The organism is Streptomyces sp. NPDC006510, from assembly GCF_040611955.1.
Classification (GTDB): Bacteria; Actinomycetota; Actinomycetes; order Streptomycetales; family Streptomycetaceae; genus Streptomyces.
On record NZ_JBEXPH010000062.1, the window covers coordinates 1 to 18,194 of the forward strand.

An 18,194-nucleotide genomic window follows, 5' to 3' on the forward strand; every position below is an offset into this window, starting at 1 on the left:
TGACGAACAGTGCCGAAATGACCGGTGTGCCGGGGAATCCGGCACTGGACGGATCCAAACCCGATCGTGTCCCGGGGCGCGCGAACGGCCCCGCAGCAACGACCCCAAGATCGAGACGGCCACGCTGCGCCAGATCGAGCGCGCCTACCAGGTCGCCGAGCGGTGGCACCGCGGCCAGAAGCGCAAGAGCGGCGACCCGTACATCACGCACCCGCTCGCCGTCACGACGATCCTCGCCGAGCTGGGCATGGACCCGGCGACGCTGATGGCCGGACTGCTGCACGACACGGTCGAGGACACCGAGTACGGCCTGGACACCCTGCGCCGCGACTTCGGCGACCAGGTCGCCCTGCTCGTCGACGGCGTCACCAAGCTGGACAAGGTCAAGTTCGGCGAGGCCGCCCAGGCCGAGACCGTACGCAAGATGGTCGTCGCGATGGCCAAGGACCCCCGGGTCCTCGTCATCAAGCTCGCCGACCGGCTGCACAACATGCGCACCATGCGCTACCTCAAGCGGGAGAAGCAGGAGAAGAAGGCCCGCGAGACCCTTGAGATCTATGCCCCGCTGGCGCACCGCCTGGGCATGAACACCATCAAGTGGGAGCTGGAGGATCTCGCCTTCGCGATCCTCTACCCCAAGATGTACGACGAGATCGTCCGACTCGTCGCCGAGCGGGCCCCGAAGCGCGACGAATACCTCGCCATAGTGACCGACGAGGTCCAGGCCGATCTGCGCGCCGCCCGGATCAAGGCCACCGTCACGGGGCGGCCGAAGCACTACTACAGCGTCTACCAGAAGATGATCGTGCGGGGCCGGGACTTCGCCGAGATCTACGACCTGGTGGGCATCCGCGTCCTCGTCGACACCGTCCGCGACTGCTACGCGGCGCTCGGCACCGTCCACGCGCGATGGAATCCGGTCCCCGGCCGGTTCAAGGACTACATCGCGATGCCCAAGTTCAACATGTACCAGTCGCTGCACACCACGGTGATCGGTCCCAGCGGCAAGCCCGTCGAGCTGCAGATCCGCACCTTCGACATGCACCGTCGCGCCGAGTACGGCATCGCCGCGCACTGGAAGTACAAGCAGGAGGCCGTCGCGGGCGCCTCCAAGGTGCGGACCGACGTCCCCAAGAACACCGGCCGCGGTCAGGACACCGTCAACGACATGGCGTGGCTGCGCCAGCTCCTGGACTGGCAGAAGGAGACCGAGGACCCCAGCGAGTTCCTGGAGTCGCTGCGTTTCGACCTCTCCCGCAACGAGGTCTTCGTCTTCACACCCAAGGGCGACGTGATAGCGCTGCCCGCGGGTGCGACCCCGGTCGACTTCGCGTACGCGGTGCACACGGAGGTCGGCCACCGGACGATAGGAGCACGGGTCAACGGGCGGCTGGTACCGCTCGAATCGACGCTCGACAACGGCGATCTGGTGGAGGTCTTCACCTCCAAGGCGGCGGGCGCCGGCCCCTCCCGGGACTGGCTGGGCTTCGTCAAGTCGCCCCGCGCCCGCAACAAGATCCGTGCCTGGTTCTCCAAGGAGCGCCGCGACGAGGCGATCGAGCAGGGCAAGGACGCCATCGCGCGTGCCATGCGCAAGCAGAACCTGCCGATCCAGCGCATCCTGACCGGCGACTCCCTGGTCACCCTCGCCCACGAGATGCGCTACCCCGACATCTCGTCGCTGTACGCGGCGATCGGCGAGGGACATGTCGCGGCCGCCGGGGTCGTGCAGAAGCTGGTCCAGGCACTAGGCGGCGAGGACGCCGCCAACGAGGACATCGCCGAGAGTTCGCCGCCCTCGCGCAGCCGCGGCAAGCGCCGCTCCAACGCCGATCCGGGCGTCGTCGTCAAGGGCGTGGAGGACGTCTGGGTCAAACTGGCCCGCTGCTGCACGCCCGTCCCCGGCGACCCGATCATCGGCTTCGTCACCCGGGGCAGCGGCGTCTCCGTGCACCGGGCCGACTGCGTCAACGTCGACTCGCTGTCGCAGCAGCCGGAACGGATCCTGGAGGTCGAGTGGGCGCCGACCCAGTCCTCGGTCTTCCTGGTCGCCATCCAGGTCGAGGCCCTCGACCGGTCCCGGCTGCTCTCGGACGTCACCCGTGTCCTGTCCGACCAGCACGTCAACATCCTGTCGGCGGCCGTCCAGACCTCCCGGGACCGGGTGGCCACCTCACGCTTCACCTTCGAGATGGGCGACCCGAAACACCTGGGCCACGTACTCAAGGCGGTACGGGGCGTGGAGGGCGTCTACGACGTCTACCGGGTGACCTCGGCCCGCAGGCCGTAACGCGATCAGGCATAAGGACCGTAACGCGATCACACAGAAGGAAGGGGCTCCCGTACGCCAGGTACGGGAGCCCCTTCCTTATGGTGTGACGGTCAGCCGCCGAACTCCTCCAGGCCCTTCAGCGCCTGGTCCAGCAGTGCCTGCCGGCCCTCCAGCTCCTTGGCCAGCTTGTCGGCGCGGGCGTTGTTGCCCGCGGCGCGGGCCGTGTCGATCTGCGTACGCAGCTTGTCCACGGCCGCCTGCAGCTGACCGGTCAGACCCGCGGCGCGCGCACGCGCCTCCGGATTCGTCCGCCGCCACTCCGACTCCTCGGCCTCCTGGAGCGCCCGCTCCACCGCGTGCATCCGCCCTTCGACCTTCGGGCGGGCGTCACGCGGTACATGGCCGATGGCCTCCCAGCGCTCGTTGATGGCCCGGAACGCGGCCCTGGCCGCCTTCAGGTCCTTCACCGGCACCAGCCGTTCGGCCTCGACCGCGAGCTCCTCCTTGAGCTTGAGGTTCTCGCCCTGCTCGGCGTCCCGCTCGGCGAAGACCTCGCTGCGGGCGGCGAAGAACACGTCCTGAGCACCGCGGAAGCGGTTCCACAGATCGTCCTCGGCCTCGCGCTGGGCGCGGCCCGCCGCCTTCCACTCCGTCATCAGGTCGCGGTAGCGGGCGGCCGTGGCCCCCCAGTCGGTGGAACCGGAGAGCGACTCCGCCTCGACGACCAGCTTTTCCTTGGCCTTGCGGGCCTCCTCGCGCTGGGCGTCCAGCGAGGCGAAGTGCGCCTTGCGGCGCTTGGAGAACGCCGATCGGGCATGCGAGAAGCGGTGCCACAGCTCGTCGTCGGACTTGCGGTCGAGCCGCGGCAGACCCTTCCACGTGTCGACGAGCGCACGGAGCCGCTCGCCCGCGGAGCGCCACTGCTCGCTCTGCGCCAGCTCCTCGGCCTCGGCGACCAGAGCCTCCTTGGCGTGCTTCGCCTCGTCGGTCTGCTTCGCCTTCTGGGCCTTGCGCTCCTCGCGCCGCGAGTCGACCGTCGCGACGAGCGCGTCGAGCCGCTTGCGCAGCGCGTCGAGGTCACCGACGGCGTGATGCTCGTCCACCTGCAGACGCAGATGCTCGATGGCGGTCGTCGCGTCCTTCGCCGACAGGTCGGTGGTCTTCACCCGCCGTTCGAGGAGGCCGATCTCGACCACAATGCCCTCGTACTTGCGCTCGAAGTAGGCCAGAGCCTCCTCGGGGGAACCCGCCTGCCACGATCCGACGACCTGCTCGCCGTCGGCTGTCCGCACGTACACGGTGCCGGTCTCATCGACACGGCCCCACGGGTCGCTGCTCACAGCGCCTCCTCCACCTGATGCCCGCGAGAGGGTTCGCCCCCCTGGCATCGTCCACAGTTTCCTGGGGCGGGCAGCGCCCGCCCTGCACAACGCCAATCTAGGCGACCGGCCGCCCGGCTGTCCGCACTCAGCGCGGCCGAAAAAAATCCGTCCCGCGCTCGTCGTCACCGGCCGGTCCGGTCCGGCCGCCCCGGGCCGGTCACGACTTGTCGACAGCGGCCTTCGAGATGTTCACGGCCTTCTTCGGCGCACCGTCGGCCGCGCCGCCGTCCACGCCCGCCGCGCCGATGTCCTTGACGGCCTTCAGCGAGGCGTCGTCCATCGTGCCGAACGGGGTGTAGGTGGGCGGCAGTTTGCTGTCCTTGTACACCAGGAAGAACTGGCTGCCGCCGGTGTGCGGCTGGCCGGTGTTCGCCATCGCCACCGTGCCCGCCGGGTAGGTCACGGTGCCGTCCTGGCCCGCCTTGCCCAGCGCGGTCAGGTTCTCGTCCGCGATCGTGTAGCCCGGACCGCCCGTGCCGTCGCCCTTGGGGTCACCGCACTGCAGCACGAAGATGCCCTGCGTGGTCAGGCGGTGACACTTCGTACCGTCGAAGTAGCCCTTGTCGGCCAGCGACTTGAAGGAGTTCGTGGTGTGCGGGGTCTTCGCCGCGTCCATCGTGAACGCGATGTCGCCCTGGCTCGTCTTGAGCGACATCGTGTAGTGGGCCTTCTTGTCGATCTTCATCGCCGGCTCGGGCGCCTTGCTCTCGCTCGGCGACGCGTCGGCCGACGGGCTCGCCTTCGAGGAGGCGTCCGTCTTGTCCTTCTTGCCGTCGTCACCGAGGGCGAGATACGAGCCCGCACCCACGACCGCCACCACGGCCACCGCGGACGCGATGACGACCGTCAGCCGCCTCGTCCTGCGGCGTGCCTCCTCCCGGCGCTGCTGCTGCCGCTCGAACTTCTCCCTGGCGAGCTGCCGCCGCCGCTGATCGCTGCTGACCACCGGGTGATCTCCTTGTAGGTCGTGTGATGGGGGCTTGGCTGCCCCGTACCGTATATGGGTTAGCTGTGGAATGAGGAGCGCCGGTAGGCTCTGAACTGCCGCGACCTTCTCAGTCGCAATCCGCCGTCGGACGACCATTAAGGACGATCGTGCTCATTGCCGGGTTCCCCGCAGGGGCCTGGGGGACCAACTGTTATCTGGTCGCCCCGGCCGCAGGCGAGGAGTGCGTGATCATCGACCCGGGCCACCAGGCCACCCAGGGAGTCGAGGACACGCTGAAGAAGCATCGGCTGAAGCCCGTCGCCGTCGTACTGACCCACGGCCACATCGACCATGTCGCCTCGGTCGTCCCGGTGTGCGGCGCGCACGACGTCCCCGCCTGGATCCACCCGGAGGACCGGTACATGATGAGCGACCCGGAGAAGGCCCTCGGCCGCTCCATCGGGATGCCGCTCATGGGTGAGCTGACGATCGGGGAGCCGGACGACGTCAAGGAGCTGAGCGACGGCGCCCGGCTGAAGCTGGCCGGTCTGGAGTTCGGTGTCGCGCATGCGCCCGGCCATACCAAGGGGTCGGTGACGTTCAGGATGCCCGAGGCCGCGGATGTTCCGCAGATCCTCTTCTCGGGCGACCTGCTCTTCGCCGGCTCCGTCGGACGCACCGACCTGCCCGGCGGCGACCACGCCGAGCTGCTCGAGTCGCTGGCCCGTGTGTGCCTGCCGCTCGACGACTCGACCGTGGTGCTGTCCGGCCACGGCCCCCAGACGACCATCGGCCGCGAGCGCGCCTCGAACCCGTTCCTGAACGGCCTGGACGCGCCCCGACGAGGAATGTGACGAGAGACATCCCGTGAGCACTTTCAAGGCCCCCAAGGGCACGTACGACCTGACCCCGCCCGACTCCGCCAAGTATCTGGCGGTGCGCGAGGCGATCGCCGCACCCCTGAAGAACTCCGGCTACGGCTACATCGAGACGCCCGGCTTCGAGGACGTCGCCCTCTTCTCCCGCGGTGTCGGCGAGTCCACCGACATCGTGACCAAGGAGATGTACACCCTCACCACCAAGGGCGGCTCCCAGCTGGCGCTGCGCCCCGAGGGCACCGCTTCCGTGCTCCGCGCCGCACTGGAGGCCAACCTCCACAAGCTCGGCAACCTGCCCGTGAAGCTCTGGTACTCCGGCTCGTACTACCGCTACGAGCGCCCGCAGAAGGGCCGCTACCGGCACTTCTCGCAGGTCGGTGCCGAGGCGATCGGCGCCGAGGACCCGGCGCTGGACGCCGAGCTGATCATCCTCGCCGACCAGGCGTACCGCGCGCTGGGGCTGCGGAACTTCCGCATCCTGCTCAACTCGCTGGGCGACAAGGAGTGCCGCCCCGTCTACCGGGACGCGCTCCAGGGCTTCCTGCGCGAGCTCGACCTGGACGAGGACACCCGCCGCCGCATCGAGATCAACCCGCTCCGGGTCCTCGACGACAAGCGGCCCGAGGTGCAGAAGCAGCTGACCGGCGCCCCGGTGCTGCGCGACTACCTCTGCGACGCCTGCAAGGCGTACCACGAGGAGGTGCGCGACCTGCTCTCGGCGGCAGGTGTGGTGTACGAGGACGACGAGAAGCTCGTCCGCGGCCTCGACTACTACACCCGCACCACCTTCGAGTTCGTCCACGACGGGCTCGGGTCGCAGTCCGCGGTGGGCGGCGGCGGCCGTTACGACGGTCTGTCCGAGATGATCGGCGGACCGGCGCTCCCGTCGGTCGGCTGGGCGCTCGGCGTGGACCGTACGGTGCTCGCGCTGGAGGCGGAGGGCATCGAGCTCGAACTACCGGCGGCCACCAGCGTCTTCGCGGTACCGCTCGGTGAGGAGGCCCGCCGGATCCTCTTCGGCATCGTCACGCAGCTGCGCCGCGAGGGGGTGGCGGCGGACTTCGCGTACGGGAACCGGGGCCTCAAGGGCGCGATGAAGAGCGCGAACCGGTCGGGGGCCCGCTTCACGATCGTCGCGGGCGAGCGTGACCTGGCCGAGGGCGTCGTCCAGCTCAAGGACATGGAGTCCGGCGAGCAGACGGCCGTGCCGCTGTCCGACGTGGCCGAGGCGGTCCGCGGGCGCCTGGCCTAGGGTTTGTCCGGGGTGGCCGGCGGGCGGATTCCCGTCCCGCCGATCACCCTGGGGCGGGAACGCCCCGGCCCCGGGGTCGTGCACATCCCGGTCGGCCGTCGCGCCGGTCCTTCCACCGGAAGGCCAGCAGGCACAGCACCGGACCGCCGAAGCACCGGGCGCCGAGGACCAGCGCGACCTTCCGTACTCCCAGCTCCCGGCCTGTTCGACGACGGCTGCCGGCTCGGGCAGGAAGACGCCGCGGAAGCCCTGGCACATCCACTTCAGCGGGAACAGCGCCCCGAGGTTCAGCATCCAGCCGGGCAGCGTGTCGACCGATATGTAGACACCGGAGATGAACTGCAGGACGAGGAAGGGCAGTACGACCACCGAGGTCGCACTCCGCCCGGACCTCGGCACCCTGCTGGTCGCGATGCCGAGCAGCGCGCAACCGGTGATCCCCAGGACGAAGATCCAGCCGAAGGTCAGCCACTTGCCCGCGCTCGTCGGCAGGTCGACATCGGACAACGCGGTGCCGACCAGCAGCAGGACCGCGGCCTCCAGCATTTCCGAGCGCGGGGTGCCGCCCGGCTCGGTCCACTCGACGGTGGCGTAGGTGCCGAACTGCTCGCGCAGGGCGGCGGGTTCACCCTCGGCGACCACCTTTCCCGCAGATACGGCGGCGAGCTGGCCGGCGCCTCGGCCTCCTCCAGATGGTGCGTCGTGAGCATGATCGTCGTGCCCTCCCGCGCCAGGAGCCGGATCAACTCCCGGAAGCGGCGGCGGGCCCCGGGCCGAAACCGGTGGTCGGCTCGTCCAGCAGCAGGAGTTCGGGGGAGCCGGTCACGCCGAGCGCAAACGTCGGGACGGCGTCGCCGACCGCCGGAGAGTTCCTTGATCCGGGCGGCCGGCCTTCAGCTCCGGATCCACGAGCGCGATGACGTCCTCGCAGTCGCGCGGCCTCGGGCAGTGGCGGGCGAAGTGCGCCACCGTCTCGCGTACCGTCAATGCGGCGGGTGCGGATTCACCCTGTCGGACGATACCGACCCGGAAACGTCGGCGGCGGTCGGCACGGGCCGGGGCGATGCCGAGCACCGGAACGGTCCCTTCGTCACGGCTGCGATGACCCTGCGGGATTTCCATGGTCGTGCTCTTCCCGGCGCCGTTCGGCCCGAGGATCCCGAACACCTCGCCCCGCCGGAGCCCCAGGTCCAGGCCGTCCACCGCGGTCAGGTCGCCGTGGCGCTTCCTCGGGCCGCGTACTTCACCGCAAGTTCGGTCCTGGTGCAGAGCCGCTCGCGGACCCTTGGGTTCCGTGCCGGTCGTGCGCAGACCTCTGGGTACACCTTTATGTCCATCGAACAGAAGCCCAGTGTCGTGGTACGGCACAATGACCGTGCCCAGCAGGCCACTCACTGATGGAACGGCGATATGACGACTGCAGCGGTTGACCATCCCTCCTCCGAACAGGACGAGGACGGCGGGAAGAGGACCATCGGCGGCAGTCGGGCGCTCGCTCTGCTGCTGGTGATCACGGGCGCTGCCGGACTCCTCGCCGCCTGGGTCATCACGATCGACAAGTTCAAGTTGCTGGAGGACCCCAACTTCACACCGGGCTGCAGCCTCAACCCGGTTGTCGCGTGCGGCAACATCATGACGAGCGAGCAGGCGGCCGCCTTCGGCTTCCCGAACCCTATGCTCGGCATGGCCACGTACCCCGTGATCATCGGGATCGGGCTGGCGCTGCTCGCGGGCGCCCGCTTCCGCAGCTGGTACTGGCTCGGGATGAACGCCGGCACGCTGTTCGGTGTCGGCTTCTGCACCTGGCTCCAGTACCAGTCGCTCTACAACATCAACTCGCTCTGCCTCTGGTGCTGCCTGGCCTGGGTCGCCACGATCTTCATGTTCTGCTACGTCACCACGCACAACATCAAGCACCGGATCATTCCCGCGCCGGACTGGCTGCGCAACGGTCTGACGGAGTTCCACTGGGTGCCGCCGGTCCTGTGGGTCGGCATCATCGGCATGCTGATCCTGACCCGCTGGTGGGACTTCTGGACCAGCTGACCGGCCCGCTCATCCCTCCCGCATCCCTGCCGGGCGACCGGCCCGGCAGGGATGTCGGTGCCGTGACATAGGCTTCAAAACGTGGAGCCCGACCTCTTTACCGCAGCCGCCGAAGACCGCCAGGAGAAGGACCCGTCCAGCAGCCCACTGGCTGTCCGGATGCGCCCCCGCACCCTCGACGAGGTCGTCGGCCAGCAGCATCTGCTCAAGCCGGGCTCGCCGCTGCGCCGCCTCGTCGGCGAGGGGAACGGCGGTCCGGCGGGCCCGTCGTCGGTGATCCTCTGGGGCCCGCCCGGCATCGGGAAGACGACTCTGGCGTACGTGGTCAGCAAGGCCACCAACAAGCGCTTCGTCGAGCTCTCCGCGATCACCGCGGGCGTCAAGGAGGTGCGCGCCGTCATCGAGGGCGCCCGCCGCGCCACTGGTGGCTACGGCAAGGAGACCGTCCTCTTCCTCGACGAGATCCACCGCTTCTCCAAGGCACAGCAGGACTCCCTGCTGCCGGCCGTGGAGAACCGCTGGGTGACGCTGATCGCGGCGACCACCGAGAATCCGTATTTCTCGATCATCTCGCCGTTGCTGTCCCGTTCGCTGCTGCTCACCCTGGAATCGCTCACCGACGACGATCTGCGCGGCCTGCTCGGGCGGGCTCTGGCCGACGAGCGCGGGCTCGGCGGCGCGGTGACGCTGCCGGAGGAGGCCGAGGCGCATCTGCTGCGGATCGCGGGGGGCGACGCCCGCCGGGCGCTGACGGCGCTGGAGGCCGCGGCCGGTGCCGCGCTGTCCAAGCAGGAGAAGGAGATCAGCCTCCTGACCCTGGAGGAGACCGTTGACCGCGCGGCCGTCAAGTACGACCGGGACGGCGACCAGCACTACGACGTGGCGAGCGCGCTCATCAAGTCCATCCGCGGTTCCGACGTGGATGCCGCGCTGCACTATCTGGCCCGGATGATCGAAGCGGGGGAGGACCCCCGGTTCATCGCCCGGCGGCTGATGATCTCGGCCAGCGAGGACATCGGTCTCGCCGACCCCACGGCGCTGCCCACCGCCGTGGCGGCCGCCCAGGCGGTCGCCATGATCGGTTTCCCGGAGGCGGCGCTCATCCTGAGCCATGCCACGATCGCCCTGGCCCTCGCCCCCAAGTCCAACGCGGCGACGCTGGCGATCTCCGCCGCCCAGCAGGACGTGCGCAACGGCCTCGCGGGGCCCGTCCCGGCCCATCTGCGCGACGGTCACTACAAGGGCGCCGCCAAGCTGGGCCACGCCCAGGGCTATGTGTATCCGCACGATGTCCCCGGCGGAATCGCCGCCCAGCAGTACGCACCGGACGCGGTACGCGACAAGCACTACTACCGGCCCACGCGCTACGGCGCGGAGGCGCGTTACGCGGATGTGGTGGAGCGGGTCCGCGAGCGGCTCGGCCGCACGGCCGGCGACGCCACCGGACCGTCCGCGGGCTGAGCAGGAGCGGCGTCGCCGTTCAGCTCGCCGCCGCCGCGAAGAGCGTGTGCATCGCGTCGCGCAGTTCGGTGACGTCCCGCACCGGAGCGGGGAATTCGAAGCGCGCGTCGTAGCACCGACTCCGGTCCTCGCACAGCCGCAGCCGCAGCCCGTACCGGTCCAGCGCGAGCGGCACGACGGCAGGCAGGTGGGACGGGCAGCGACCGGCCGCCCGTTCTCCCAGCAGCCCGCACAGCGCCGCCAGCTGCTCGCCGTGCGCCGTGTGCAGATGCTGCAGCAGCTCCGCCTCGTGCCCGGCAAGCGGATCGGGCAGCGCGTCCCGGAATTCCTCCGGCTCGACCTCCTCGGCACCCCACAGATCGTCGACGTACGCCTCGCCCGTCTCCAGCCGGAGCGTCATCCGGCCGGGCCCCGACAGGCCGGGTACGGTGGTGAGCCACCCCGAGACCCAGGCACGGCCGCGGATGCGGTGCGGGACGGAGACCGGGGCGACGTCCGTGATCTCCAGCACAGCGGTCAGCTCGTCGTCCTCGGCGTGCGCAGCGGTCCGTACGGCCAGGGAATCAGCGGGGAGTTCGAGGAACAGATCCCCGTCCGGACCCACGCTTCTGGTGAGCGGCATCAGGTGGTCCGAGGCAGGGGCGTTCGGCCCGGGGATGAGCAGCACCGCCGAACAGGTACTCTGTACGAGAGTTCGTGTGCGCTCGGCTGCTGACGGCATTCGAGTGTTTTCAAGCCCGCCGGGACGCGGCTGACCACGATCTGATCGGTCCTCCGTCGTATCGGCACCCCGAGAGGTGTCGACGCTGTCAGTGCTGTCCGTGATGTGACTGGTGTTCCCCGGGCGAGACATGCGATCTCCTCAAGTAAGGTGAGCCTAACCTAACCTACAACGGAGGTCTGGAGAACGTGCCTAACCAGTCGCGTCCCAAGGTCAAGAAGAGCCGCGCGCTCGGCATCGCGCTGACGCCGAAGGCCGTCAAGTACTTCGAGGCCCGCCCCTACCCGCCGGGCGAGCACGGCCGTGGCCGCAAGCAGAACTCGGACTACAAGGTCCGTCTGCTGGAGAAGCAGCGTCTGCGTGCCCAGTACGACATCAGCGAGCGCCAGATGGCGCGTGCCTACGACCGCGCCAAGAAGGCCGAGGGCAAGACGGGCGAGGCGCTCGTCGTCGAGCTCGAGCGCCGTCTCGACGCGCTGGTCCTGCGTTCGGGCATCGCCCGCACCATCTACCAGGCCCGCCAGATGGTCGTGCACGGTCACATCGAGGTCGACGGCCGCAAGGTCGACAAGCCGTCCTTCCGCGTCCGTCCCGACAACGTCGTGATGGTCCGCGAGCGCAGCCGCGACAAGCACCCCTTCCAGGTGGCCCGCGAGGGTGGCTACGCCCCCGACGGCGAGACCCCGCGCTACCTGCAGGTGAACCTGAAGGCCCTGGCCTTCCGCCTTGACCGGGACCCGAACCGCAAGGAAATCCCCGTGATCTGCGACGAGCAGCTCGTCGTCGAGTACTACGCCCGCTGATCCGGGCATAGCCGCTCTCACCAGCGCTCCGGCCCGCCGCTCCCCGATGTACGGGAGGCGGCGGGCCTCCGCGTTTTCCCGGGGACCGGCAGCGTTCCGGGCAGCCGCCCAGGGGTCTCCCGGTGGTCCGCGGGGCCACTCGCCAGGGCCCTGGCCACCGCCGCGTCCAGGTCCAGCTGCCCGCCCGCGTGCAGCTCCGCCTCGTAGCGGCTGTCGCCCAGCTCCCGGCGGGCCAGCTCCTCGCAGCGGACCCGGGGCTGCCCGTAGTGCGCCGATCCGAACAGCGGCGGTCCCACCGACGGCCAGATCCCGTCGGCGGCCCCCTGAAGCACCGCCGCCTCCGCCGCATCGCCCTCGATGGCCGTGACCAGCGCCAGCAGCTCCAGGGCGAGCACCGAGCCGAGCAGGTCGTGGAAGGTGTGGTTGATCGCCAACGACTGCCCGAGCAGTTCCCGGGCAGTCTCCGGCCGGCCGCGCTGCAGCGCCGCGAAGGCCAGCACATACAGCGCGTACGACAGGGCCCACCGCTCCCCGTGGTCCTCGCAGATCTCCCTGACCTCTTCGCAGATGGCGGCCGCCCTGTCCAGATCCCCGTGGAATCCGACCGCCATCGCGAGCTCGATCTGGGCCATCAGCACATTGCTGTTCAGCTCACCGAGCTCCTGGTAGCGGCGCAGCGCGTCGTCCAACAGTTCCTGGGCCCTGACCACGTCGTCGGTGACCAGCGCCAGACATCCCATCCGGTGCACCGCGTACGCGAGCGCCGTGGAGTCGCCGGCCCGGTCCGCCTCGTCCTTGCACTCCTGAAGTGCGGCGACCGCACCGACCGGGTCGCCCTGGAGCACGGCCACATGGCCGAGCACCCACAGCGCCTTCAGTCGCGAGGAGTCGTACGGGGTGTCCTCCTCCAGCACATGGTCCAGCCAGTGCCGGCCTTCCGAGAGCCGTCCGCAGCCCACCCAGAGGAACCACAGGGTGCCCGCCAGGTACTGCGCGAGATGGGCCTCGTCCGGACTCTCCAGCGAACACTCCATAGCCCGCCGCAGATTCGGCAGCTCGCTCTCGACCCGGGCGGCCACCTCGGCCTGCCGCGGGCTGAACCAGTCGAGCTCGCACCAGGTCGCCAGCCCGAGGAACCAGTCCCGGTGGCGGCGCCGCAGCCGGTCCGTGTCGTCGGTGGCCGCCAGCCACTCGGCGCCGTACTCCCGCACCGTGTCCAGCATCCGGTAGCGGGTGCCGTGTGCCGATTCCTCGCGCAGCACCACGGACTGCGCCAGCAGCCCGGAGAGCACATCGAGTACCGACTCGGCCGGCAGATCGGCGCCGCTGCAGATGTATTCGACGGCCTCCAGGTCGAACTGTCCGGCGAACACCGAGAGGCGCGCCCAGAGCAGCCGCTGCTCCGGGGCGCAGAGTTCATGGCTCCAGCCGATGGCGGTACGGAGTGTCTGGTGGCGCGCCAGCGCGCTGCGGCTCGAACCGGTCAGCAGCCGGAAGCGGTCGTCCAGGCGTTGCAGCACCTGGTCGGTGGACAGGGCGCGCAGCCGCCCGGCGGCCAGTTCCAGCGCGAGCGGGATTCCGTCCAGGCGGCGGCACAGCTCCAGGGTGGTCGCGCGGTTGTCGTCGGTCAGCCGGAAATCCGGGCGCACGGCGACGGCCCGCTCGGCGAAGAGCAGCATCGCGTCCTCGTCCGTCATCGGCGCGAGCGGGAAGGTGCGCTCCCCGTCCAGTTCCAGCGGCAGCCGACCGGCGGCCAGCACCCGCAGGTGCGGGGCCCGGCGGAGTAGTTCCCGTACCAGTTCGGCACAGGCGTCCACGAGGTGCTCGAAGCCGTCGATCACCAGGAGGAGCCGGCGATCGGCCAGCTGATCGACGAGGGTCGTGCGGGGCGATCTGCTGGTGTGATCGGTGAGTCCCAGGGCGTCGACCAGAGCGTGTTCCAGCAGCTCGGGGTCGTGGATGGCGGAGAGTTCGGCCATCCAGACACCATCGCAGTACCGTTTCTCCAACAGTGCGGCGATCCTGGCGGCGCAGCGGGTCTTGCCCACGCCGCCCACTCCGACCACGGTGACGAGCCTGGACTCGTCCAGGAGTTGAGCGAGACGGACGAGATCGTTCTCCCGTCCGACGAATCTGTTCAGTTCCGCCGGCAGGTTTCCGAGCGCTGTGGGGGCGCTCGGATCGTGGGGGGACGCAAAAAAGCGCTGGGGGCGTCGCATGAAACACGCAGAGTACTCGTACGGAAGCTCTCCGTACAATCGCCTTATGGCAACGGCCGCCCTCCGCGCCGGGAATGCGGTACGGGGTGAGACCACCGGCGCGATAGGCTCGGGGGACGACGATCGGCTGTTGCGACGGCCGTCGCCGGACCGAGCAGAGACAGACAGTACAGAGACAGCGACAAGCTAGAGAGCGGTGCACTGTGTCCGGTGGAGAGGTGGCCGGGATCCTGGTGGCCGTCTTCTGGGCGATCCTGGTTTCGTTCCTCGCCGTCGTGCTGGTGAGGCTGGCCCAGACGCTCAGGGCGACCACCAAGCTCGTGGCGGACGTGACCGAACAGGCGGTCCCGCTGCTTGCCGACGCCTCCGCGACCGTGCGTGCCGCGCAGACCCAGCTCGACAAGGTCGACGCGATCGCCACGGACGTCCAGGAAGTCACCTCGAACGCCTCGGCGCTCTCCACCACCGTCGCCTCGACCTTCGGCGGCCCGCTCGTCAAGGTCGCCGCGTTCGGCTACGGGGTGCGGCAGGCCATCGGCCGCAAGGCCGATCCCGAACCGGAACCCGCCCGCCGTACCGTGCTCGTCGGCCGCACCGTGCCGTCCGCGCGCGGCAGGAAGCGCAACGGCAGAAACTCCCGCGGATCGAAGGACTGACGCAGCCATGTTCCGCCGAACCTTCTGGTTCACCGCCGGCGCCGCCGCCGGTGTCTGGGCCACCACCAAGGTCAACCGGAAGCTCAAGCAGCTGACCCCCGAGAGCCTCGCGGCGCAGGCCGCGGACAAGGCGATCGAGACGGGGCACAAGCTCAAGGACTTCGCCCTGGACGTCCGTGAGTCGATGGCGCGGCGCGAAGCCGAACTGGGCGAGGCGCTGGGCCTTCAGACGCCGGTCGATCCGGACCTCCCGGTGCGGCGGCACTTCGTCGTCGAGGCGTCCGAGCCCGTCGGACCCGACCGGTCCCTCGGGGCCACCGAATACCGCAAGCTCCCCTACAAGTCGTACAACCGGAATGAGGACCACTGATGGAGTCGGCTGAAATTCGTCGCCGCTGGCTGAGCTTCTTCGAGGAGCGCGGTCACACCGTCGTCCCTTCGGCGTCGCTCATCGCGGACGACCCGACTCTGCTGCTGGTCCCCGCGGGCATGGTCCCCTTCAAGCCGTACTTCCTCGGTGAGGTCAAGCCGCCCGCCCCGCGCGTCACCAGCGTGCAGAAGTGTGTCCGTACGCCGGACATCGAAGAGGTCGGCAAGACCACGAGGCACGGCACGTTCTTCCAGATGTGCGGCAACTTCTCCTTCGGCGACTACTTCAAGGAAGGCGCCATCAGCTACGCCTGGGAGGCTCTGACGAGCTCCGTGGCGGACGGCGGCTTCGGCCTCGACCCCGAGCGGCTGTGGATCACGGTCTACCTCGACGACGACGAGGCCGAGGCCATCTGGCGCGACAAGATCGGTGTGCCGGCCGAGCGCATCCAGCGGCTGGGCAAGAAGGACAACTTCTGGTCCATGGGCGTCCCCGGTCCCTGCGGCCCCTGCTCCGAGATCAACTACGACCGCGGCCCCGAGTTCGGCGTCGAGGGCGGCCCGGCCGTCAACGACGAGCGGTACGTGGAGATCTGGAACCTGGTCTTCATGCAGTACGAGCGCGGCGCCGGTGACGGCAAGGAGGACTTCCCGATCCTCGGCGACCTGCCGTCGAAGAACATCGACACGGGTCTGGGCCTGGAACGCCTCGCCATGATCCTGCAGGGCGTACAGAACATGTACGAGACCGACACCCTGCGCGTCGTCATGGACCGGGCCACCGAGCTGACCGGCGTCCGGTACGGCGCCGACCACGGCTCGGACGTCTCGCTCCGCGTGGTCGCCGACCACATCCGCACCTCCGTGATGCTCATCGGCGACGGCGTCACGCCGGGCAACGAGGGGCGCGGCTACGTGCTGCGCCGGATCATGCGCCGGGCCATTCGCAACATGCGGCTGCTGGGCGCCACCGGACCGGTCGTCAAGGACCTGGTCGACGTCGTGGTCGAGACGATGGGGCAGCAGTACCCGGAGCTGATCACCGACCGCAAGCGCATCGAGACCGTCGCCCTCGCCGAGGAGGCCGCCTTCCTCAAGGCCCTCAAGGGCGGCACCAACATCCTCGACACCGCCGTCACCGAGACCAAGGCCGCGGGCGGCAAGGTCCTCGCCGGCGACAAGGCGTTCCTGCTCCACGACACCTGGGGCTTCCCGATCGACCTCACTCTGGAGATGGCCGCCGAACAGGGCCTCGCCGTGGACGAGGACGGTTTCCGCCGTCTGATGAAGGAGCAGCGGGAGCGCGCCAAGGCGGACGCCCGCGCCAAGAAGACCGGTCACGCCGACCTGTCCGCCTACCGCGAGGTCGCCGACAGCTCCGGCGCCACCGACTTCACCGGCTACACCACCACCGAGGGGGAGTCGACCATCGTCGGCCTCCTCGTCGACGGTGTGTCCTCCCCGGCCGCGTCCGAGGGCGACGAGGTCGAGGTCGTCCTCGACCGCACCCCGTTCTACGCCGAGGGCGGCGGCCAGATCGCCGACCAGGGCCGGATCAAGCTCCACACCGGCGCCGTCATCGAGGTCCGCGACGTCCAGAAGCCGGTCCCCGGCGTCCACGTCCACAAGGGCGTCGTCCAGGTCGGCGAGGTCACCGTCGGCGCTCCGGTCTTCGCCTCGATCGACGTCAAGCGCCGCCGCGCCATCGCCCGCGCCCACTCGGCCACGCACCTCACGCACCAGGCCCTGCGCGACGCACTCGGCCCGACGGCCGCCCAGGCCGGTTCCGAGAACCAGCCCGGCCGCTTCCGCTTCGACTTCGGCTCGCCGAACGCCGTCCCCGGCTCGGTCATGACCGACGTCGAGCAGAAGATCAACGACGTGCTCTCGCGTGAACTCGACGTCCAGGCCGAGGTCATGTCGATCGACGAGGCCAGGAAGCAGGGCGCGATCGCCGAGTTCGGCGAGAAGTACGGAGAGCGGGTCCGGGTCGTCACCATCGGCGACTTCTCCAAGGAACTCTGCGGCGGTACGCACGTCCACAACACCGCCCAGCTGGGCCTGGTGAAGCTGCTCGGCGAGTCGTCCATCGGTTCCGGTGTGCGGCGCATCGAGGCCCTCGTCGGCGTCGACGCGTACAACTTCCTCGCCAAGGAGCACACGGTCGTCGCCCAGCTCCAGGAACTGGTCAAGGGCCGTCCCGAGGAGCTCCCGGAGAAGATCGCCGGAATGCTCGGCAAGCTGAAGGACGCCGAGAAGGAGATCGAGAAGTTCCGCGCGGAGAAGGTCCTCCAGGCCGCCGCCGGACTGGCCGAGTCCGCCAAGGACGTACGCGGCGTCGCCCTGGTCACCGGCCGGGTCCCCGACGGCACGACGGCCGACGATCTGCGCAGGCTCGTTCTCGACGTCCGTGGCCGCATCCAGGGCGGCCGTCCGGCCGTCGTGGCCCTGTTCACCACGGCCAACGGCCGCCCGCTCACCGTCATCGCCACCAACGAGGCCGCCCGCGAGCGCGGTCTCAAGGCCGGTGACCTGGTCCGTGCCGCGGCCAAGACCCTCGGCGGCGGCGGTGGCGGCAAGCCGGACGTCGCCCAGGGCGGCGGCCAGGACCCCGAGGCCATCGGCGCCGCGGTGTCCGCCGTCGAACGCCTCGTCACCGAGACGGCGTGACGACGGGAATGACGCAGATGCGCCGCGGTCGTCGTCTCGCGATCGATGTCGGGGACGCCCGGATCGGGGTCGCCTCGTGCGACCCCGACGGGATTCTCGCCACGCCGGTGGAGACCGTTCCGGGACGCGACGTCCCGGCGGCCCACCGGCGGCTCGGACAGATCGTCGAGGAGTACGAGCCGATCGAGATCATCATCGGCCTGCCGCGGTCCCTCGGCGGCGGTGAGGGACCCGCCGCCGCCAAGATCCGGGTCTTCGCCCAGGAGGTCGCCCGCGCGGTCGCACCCATTCCGGTGCGACTCGTGGACGAGAGGATGACCACAGTGACGGCCAGTCAAGGACTGCGCGCTTCGGGCGTGAAGTCCAAGAAAGGCCGATCCGTCATCGACCAAGCTGCCGCTGTGGTGATCCTTCAGAACGCTCTGGAGTCCGAACGGGCGTCGGGCCAGGCCCCCGGCGAAGGCGTCGAAGTGGTTGTCTGATCGCGATACGGTAACGTTCCGCGCGATGCGGCGGTGTTTCGAACAAACACCGCAC

14 protein-coding genes and 2 pseudogenes are annotated in these 18,194 nt (G+C 69.6%); 10 read left to right on the top strand and 6 right to left on the bottom strand.

Features of this window, described 5'->3' with window-relative positions:
• Positions 1-2,290, top strand: a 2,290-nt coding sequence (locus tag ABZY11_RS19970) for a bifunctional (p)ppGpp synthetase/guanosine-3',5'-bis(diphosphate) 3'-pyrophosphohydrolase (RefSeq protein ID WP_356480402.1), incomplete at its 5' end; no start/stop codon positions are given.
• 92 nt (positions 2,291-2,382) lie between these two features.
• Here ABZY11_RS19970 and ABZY11_RS19975 read toward each other — a convergent pair.
• Both ABZY11_RS19975 and ABZY11_RS19980 read right to left on the bottom strand, forming a co-directional pair.
• The gene (locus ABZY11_RS19975) at positions 2,383-3,612 is read right to left on the bottom strand and encodes a DUF349 domain-containing protein (RefSeq protein ID WP_356480403.1); all 1,230 of its coding nucleotides are present in this window, start codon (positions 3,610-3,612) and stop codon (positions 2,383-2,385) included.
• A 199-nt stretch (positions 3,613-3,811) separates the two neighbouring features.
• The gene (locus ABZY11_RS19980) at positions 3,812-4,600 is read right to left on the bottom strand and encodes a peptidylprolyl isomerase (protein ID WP_356480404.1); all 789 of its coding nucleotides are present in this window, start codon (positions 4,598-4,600) and stop codon (positions 3,812-3,814) included.
• Positions 4,601-4,749: 149 nt separating this feature from the next.
• On the opposite strand from ABZY11_RS19980, the gene ABZY11_RS19985 reads away from it, so the two are divergent.
• Together ABZY11_RS19985 and hisS are read left to right on the top strand one after the other, a co-directional pair.
• On the top strand, positions 4,750-5,436 hold the full coding sequence (locus ABZY11_RS19985) for an MBL fold metallo-hydrolase (protein ID WP_356480405.1): 687 nt from the start codon (positions 4,750-4,752) through the stop codon (positions 5,434-5,436).
• Between the two features lie 13 nt (positions 5,437-5,449).
• Positions 5,450-6,712, top strand: coding sequence for a histidine--tRNA ligase (gene hisS, locus ABZY11_RS19990; RefSeq protein WP_356480406.1), 1,263 nt, complete (start codon positions 5,450-5,452; stop codon positions 6,710-6,712).
• Between the two features lie 43 nt (positions 6,713-6,755).
• On the opposite strand, the pseudogene ABZY11_RS19995 reads toward hisS, so the two are convergent.
• Together ABZY11_RS19995 and ABZY11_RS20000 are read right to left on the bottom strand one after the other, a co-directional pair.
• Positions 6,756-7,264 (bottom strand): annotated as a pseudogene (locus ABZY11_RS19995) (ABC transporter permease); the annotation flags it as partial.
• Positions 7,259-7,981: pseudogene (locus ABZY11_RS20000) on the bottom strand (ABC transporter ATP-binding protein); the annotation flags it as partial. The pseudogenes ABZY11_RS19995 and ABZY11_RS20000, both read right to left, overlap by 6 nt.
• Positions 7,982-8,122: 141 nt before the next feature.
• Here ABZY11_RS20000 and ABZY11_RS20005 point away from each other — a divergent pair.
• Entirely contained in the window at positions 8,123-8,758 is a 636-nt protein-coding gene (locus tag ABZY11_RS20005; RefSeq protein WP_356480407.1) for a vitamin K epoxide reductase family protein, read from the top strand.
• An 81-nt stretch (positions 8,759-8,839) separates the two neighbouring features.
• On the top strand, positions 8,840-10,219 hold the full coding sequence (locus ABZY11_RS20010; protein WP_356480408.1) for a replication-associated recombination protein A: 1,380 nt from the start codon (positions 8,840-8,842) through the stop codon (positions 10,217-10,219).
• 19 nt (positions 10,220-10,238) lie between these two features.
• Here the strand turns inward: ABZY11_RS20010 and ABZY11_RS20015 are convergent, their stop codons facing one another.
• Complete coding sequence (locus ABZY11_RS20015) at positions 10,239-10,940, bottom strand: DUF2470 domain-containing protein (RefSeq protein WP_356480409.1); 702 nt, start codon at positions 10,938-10,940, stop codon at positions 10,239-10,241.
• 188 nt (positions 10,941-11,128) lie between these two features.
• Here ABZY11_RS20015 and rpsD point away from each other — a divergent pair, with 188 nt between their 5' ends.
• Positions 11,129-11,743 carry a 30S ribosomal protein S4 gene (gene rpsD / locus ABZY11_RS20020; protein WP_356480410.1) on the top strand — a complete coding sequence of 205 codons (615 nt, stop codon included), beginning with the start codon at positions 11,129-11,131 and terminating at the stop codon, positions 11,741-11,743.
• Between the two features lie 17 nt (positions 11,744-11,760).
• Here rpsD and ABZY11_RS20025 read toward each other — a convergent pair whose 3' ends face one another.
• The gene (locus tag ABZY11_RS20025) at positions 11,761-13,962 is read right to left on the bottom strand and encodes an AAA family ATPase (protein ID WP_356480411.1); all 2,202 of its coding nucleotides are present in this window, start codon (positions 13,960-13,962) and stop codon (positions 11,761-11,763) included.
• 218 nt (positions 13,963-14,180) lie between these two features.
• Here ABZY11_RS20025 and ABZY11_RS20030 point away from each other — a divergent pair, with 218 nt between their 5' ends.
• The 4 genes from ABZY11_RS20030 to ruvX are packed head-to-tail and all read left to right on the top strand — an operon-like array spanning position 14,181 to position 18,139.
• Positions 14,181-14,618: a DUF948 domain-containing protein gene (locus ABZY11_RS20030; protein ID WP_356480412.1), complete on the top strand. Its 438-nt coding sequence runs from the start codon at positions 14,181-14,183 to the stop codon at positions 14,616-14,618.
• 7 nt (positions 14,619-14,625) lie between these two features.
• Complete coding sequence (locus tag ABZY11_RS20035; protein WP_356480413.1) at positions 14,626-14,988, top strand: DUF6167 family protein; 363 nt, start codon at positions 14,626-14,628, stop codon at positions 14,986-14,988.
• Positions 14,988-17,657: an alanine--tRNA ligase gene (gene alaS, locus ABZY11_RS20040; RefSeq protein WP_356480414.1), complete on the top strand. Its 2,670-nt coding sequence runs from the start codon at positions 14,988-14,990 to the stop codon at positions 17,655-17,657. Before ABZY11_RS20035 ends, alaS begins: the two co-directional genes overlap by 1 nt.
• Complete coding sequence (gene ruvX, locus ABZY11_RS20045; protein WP_356480415.1) at positions 17,654-18,139, top strand: Holliday junction resolvase RuvX; 486 nt, start codon at positions 17,654-17,656, stop codon at positions 18,137-18,139. The genes alaS and ruvX overlap by 4 nt, the downstream gene beginning before the upstream one ends.
• Positions 18,140-18,194 lie beyond the last annotated feature (55 nt).

What these genes read in the sequence shown, in the direction of transcription:
- ABZY11_RS20005 (WP_356480407.1), top strand. Translation starts at nt 8,123, where the DNA reads ATGACGACTGCAGCGGTTGACCATCCCTCCTCCGAACAGGACGAGGAC.
- ABZY11_RS20015 (WP_356480409.1), bottom strand. Translation starts at nt 10,940, where the DNA reads ATGCCGTCAGCAGCCGAGCGCACACGAACTCTCGTACAGAGTACCTGT.
- ABZY11_RS20025 (WP_356480411.1), bottom strand. Translation starts at nt 13,962, where the DNA reads ATGCGACGCCCCCAGCGCTTTTTTGCGTCCCCCCACGATCCGAGCGCC.
- ABZY11_RS20035 (WP_356480413.1), top strand. Translation starts at nt 14,626, where the DNA reads ATGTTCCGCCGAACCTTCTGGTTCACCGCCGGCGCCGCCGCCGGTGTC.
- alaS (WP_356480414.1), top strand. Translation starts at nt 14,988, where the DNA reads ATGGAGTCGGCTGAAATTCGTCGCCGCTGGCTGAGCTTCTTCGAGGAG.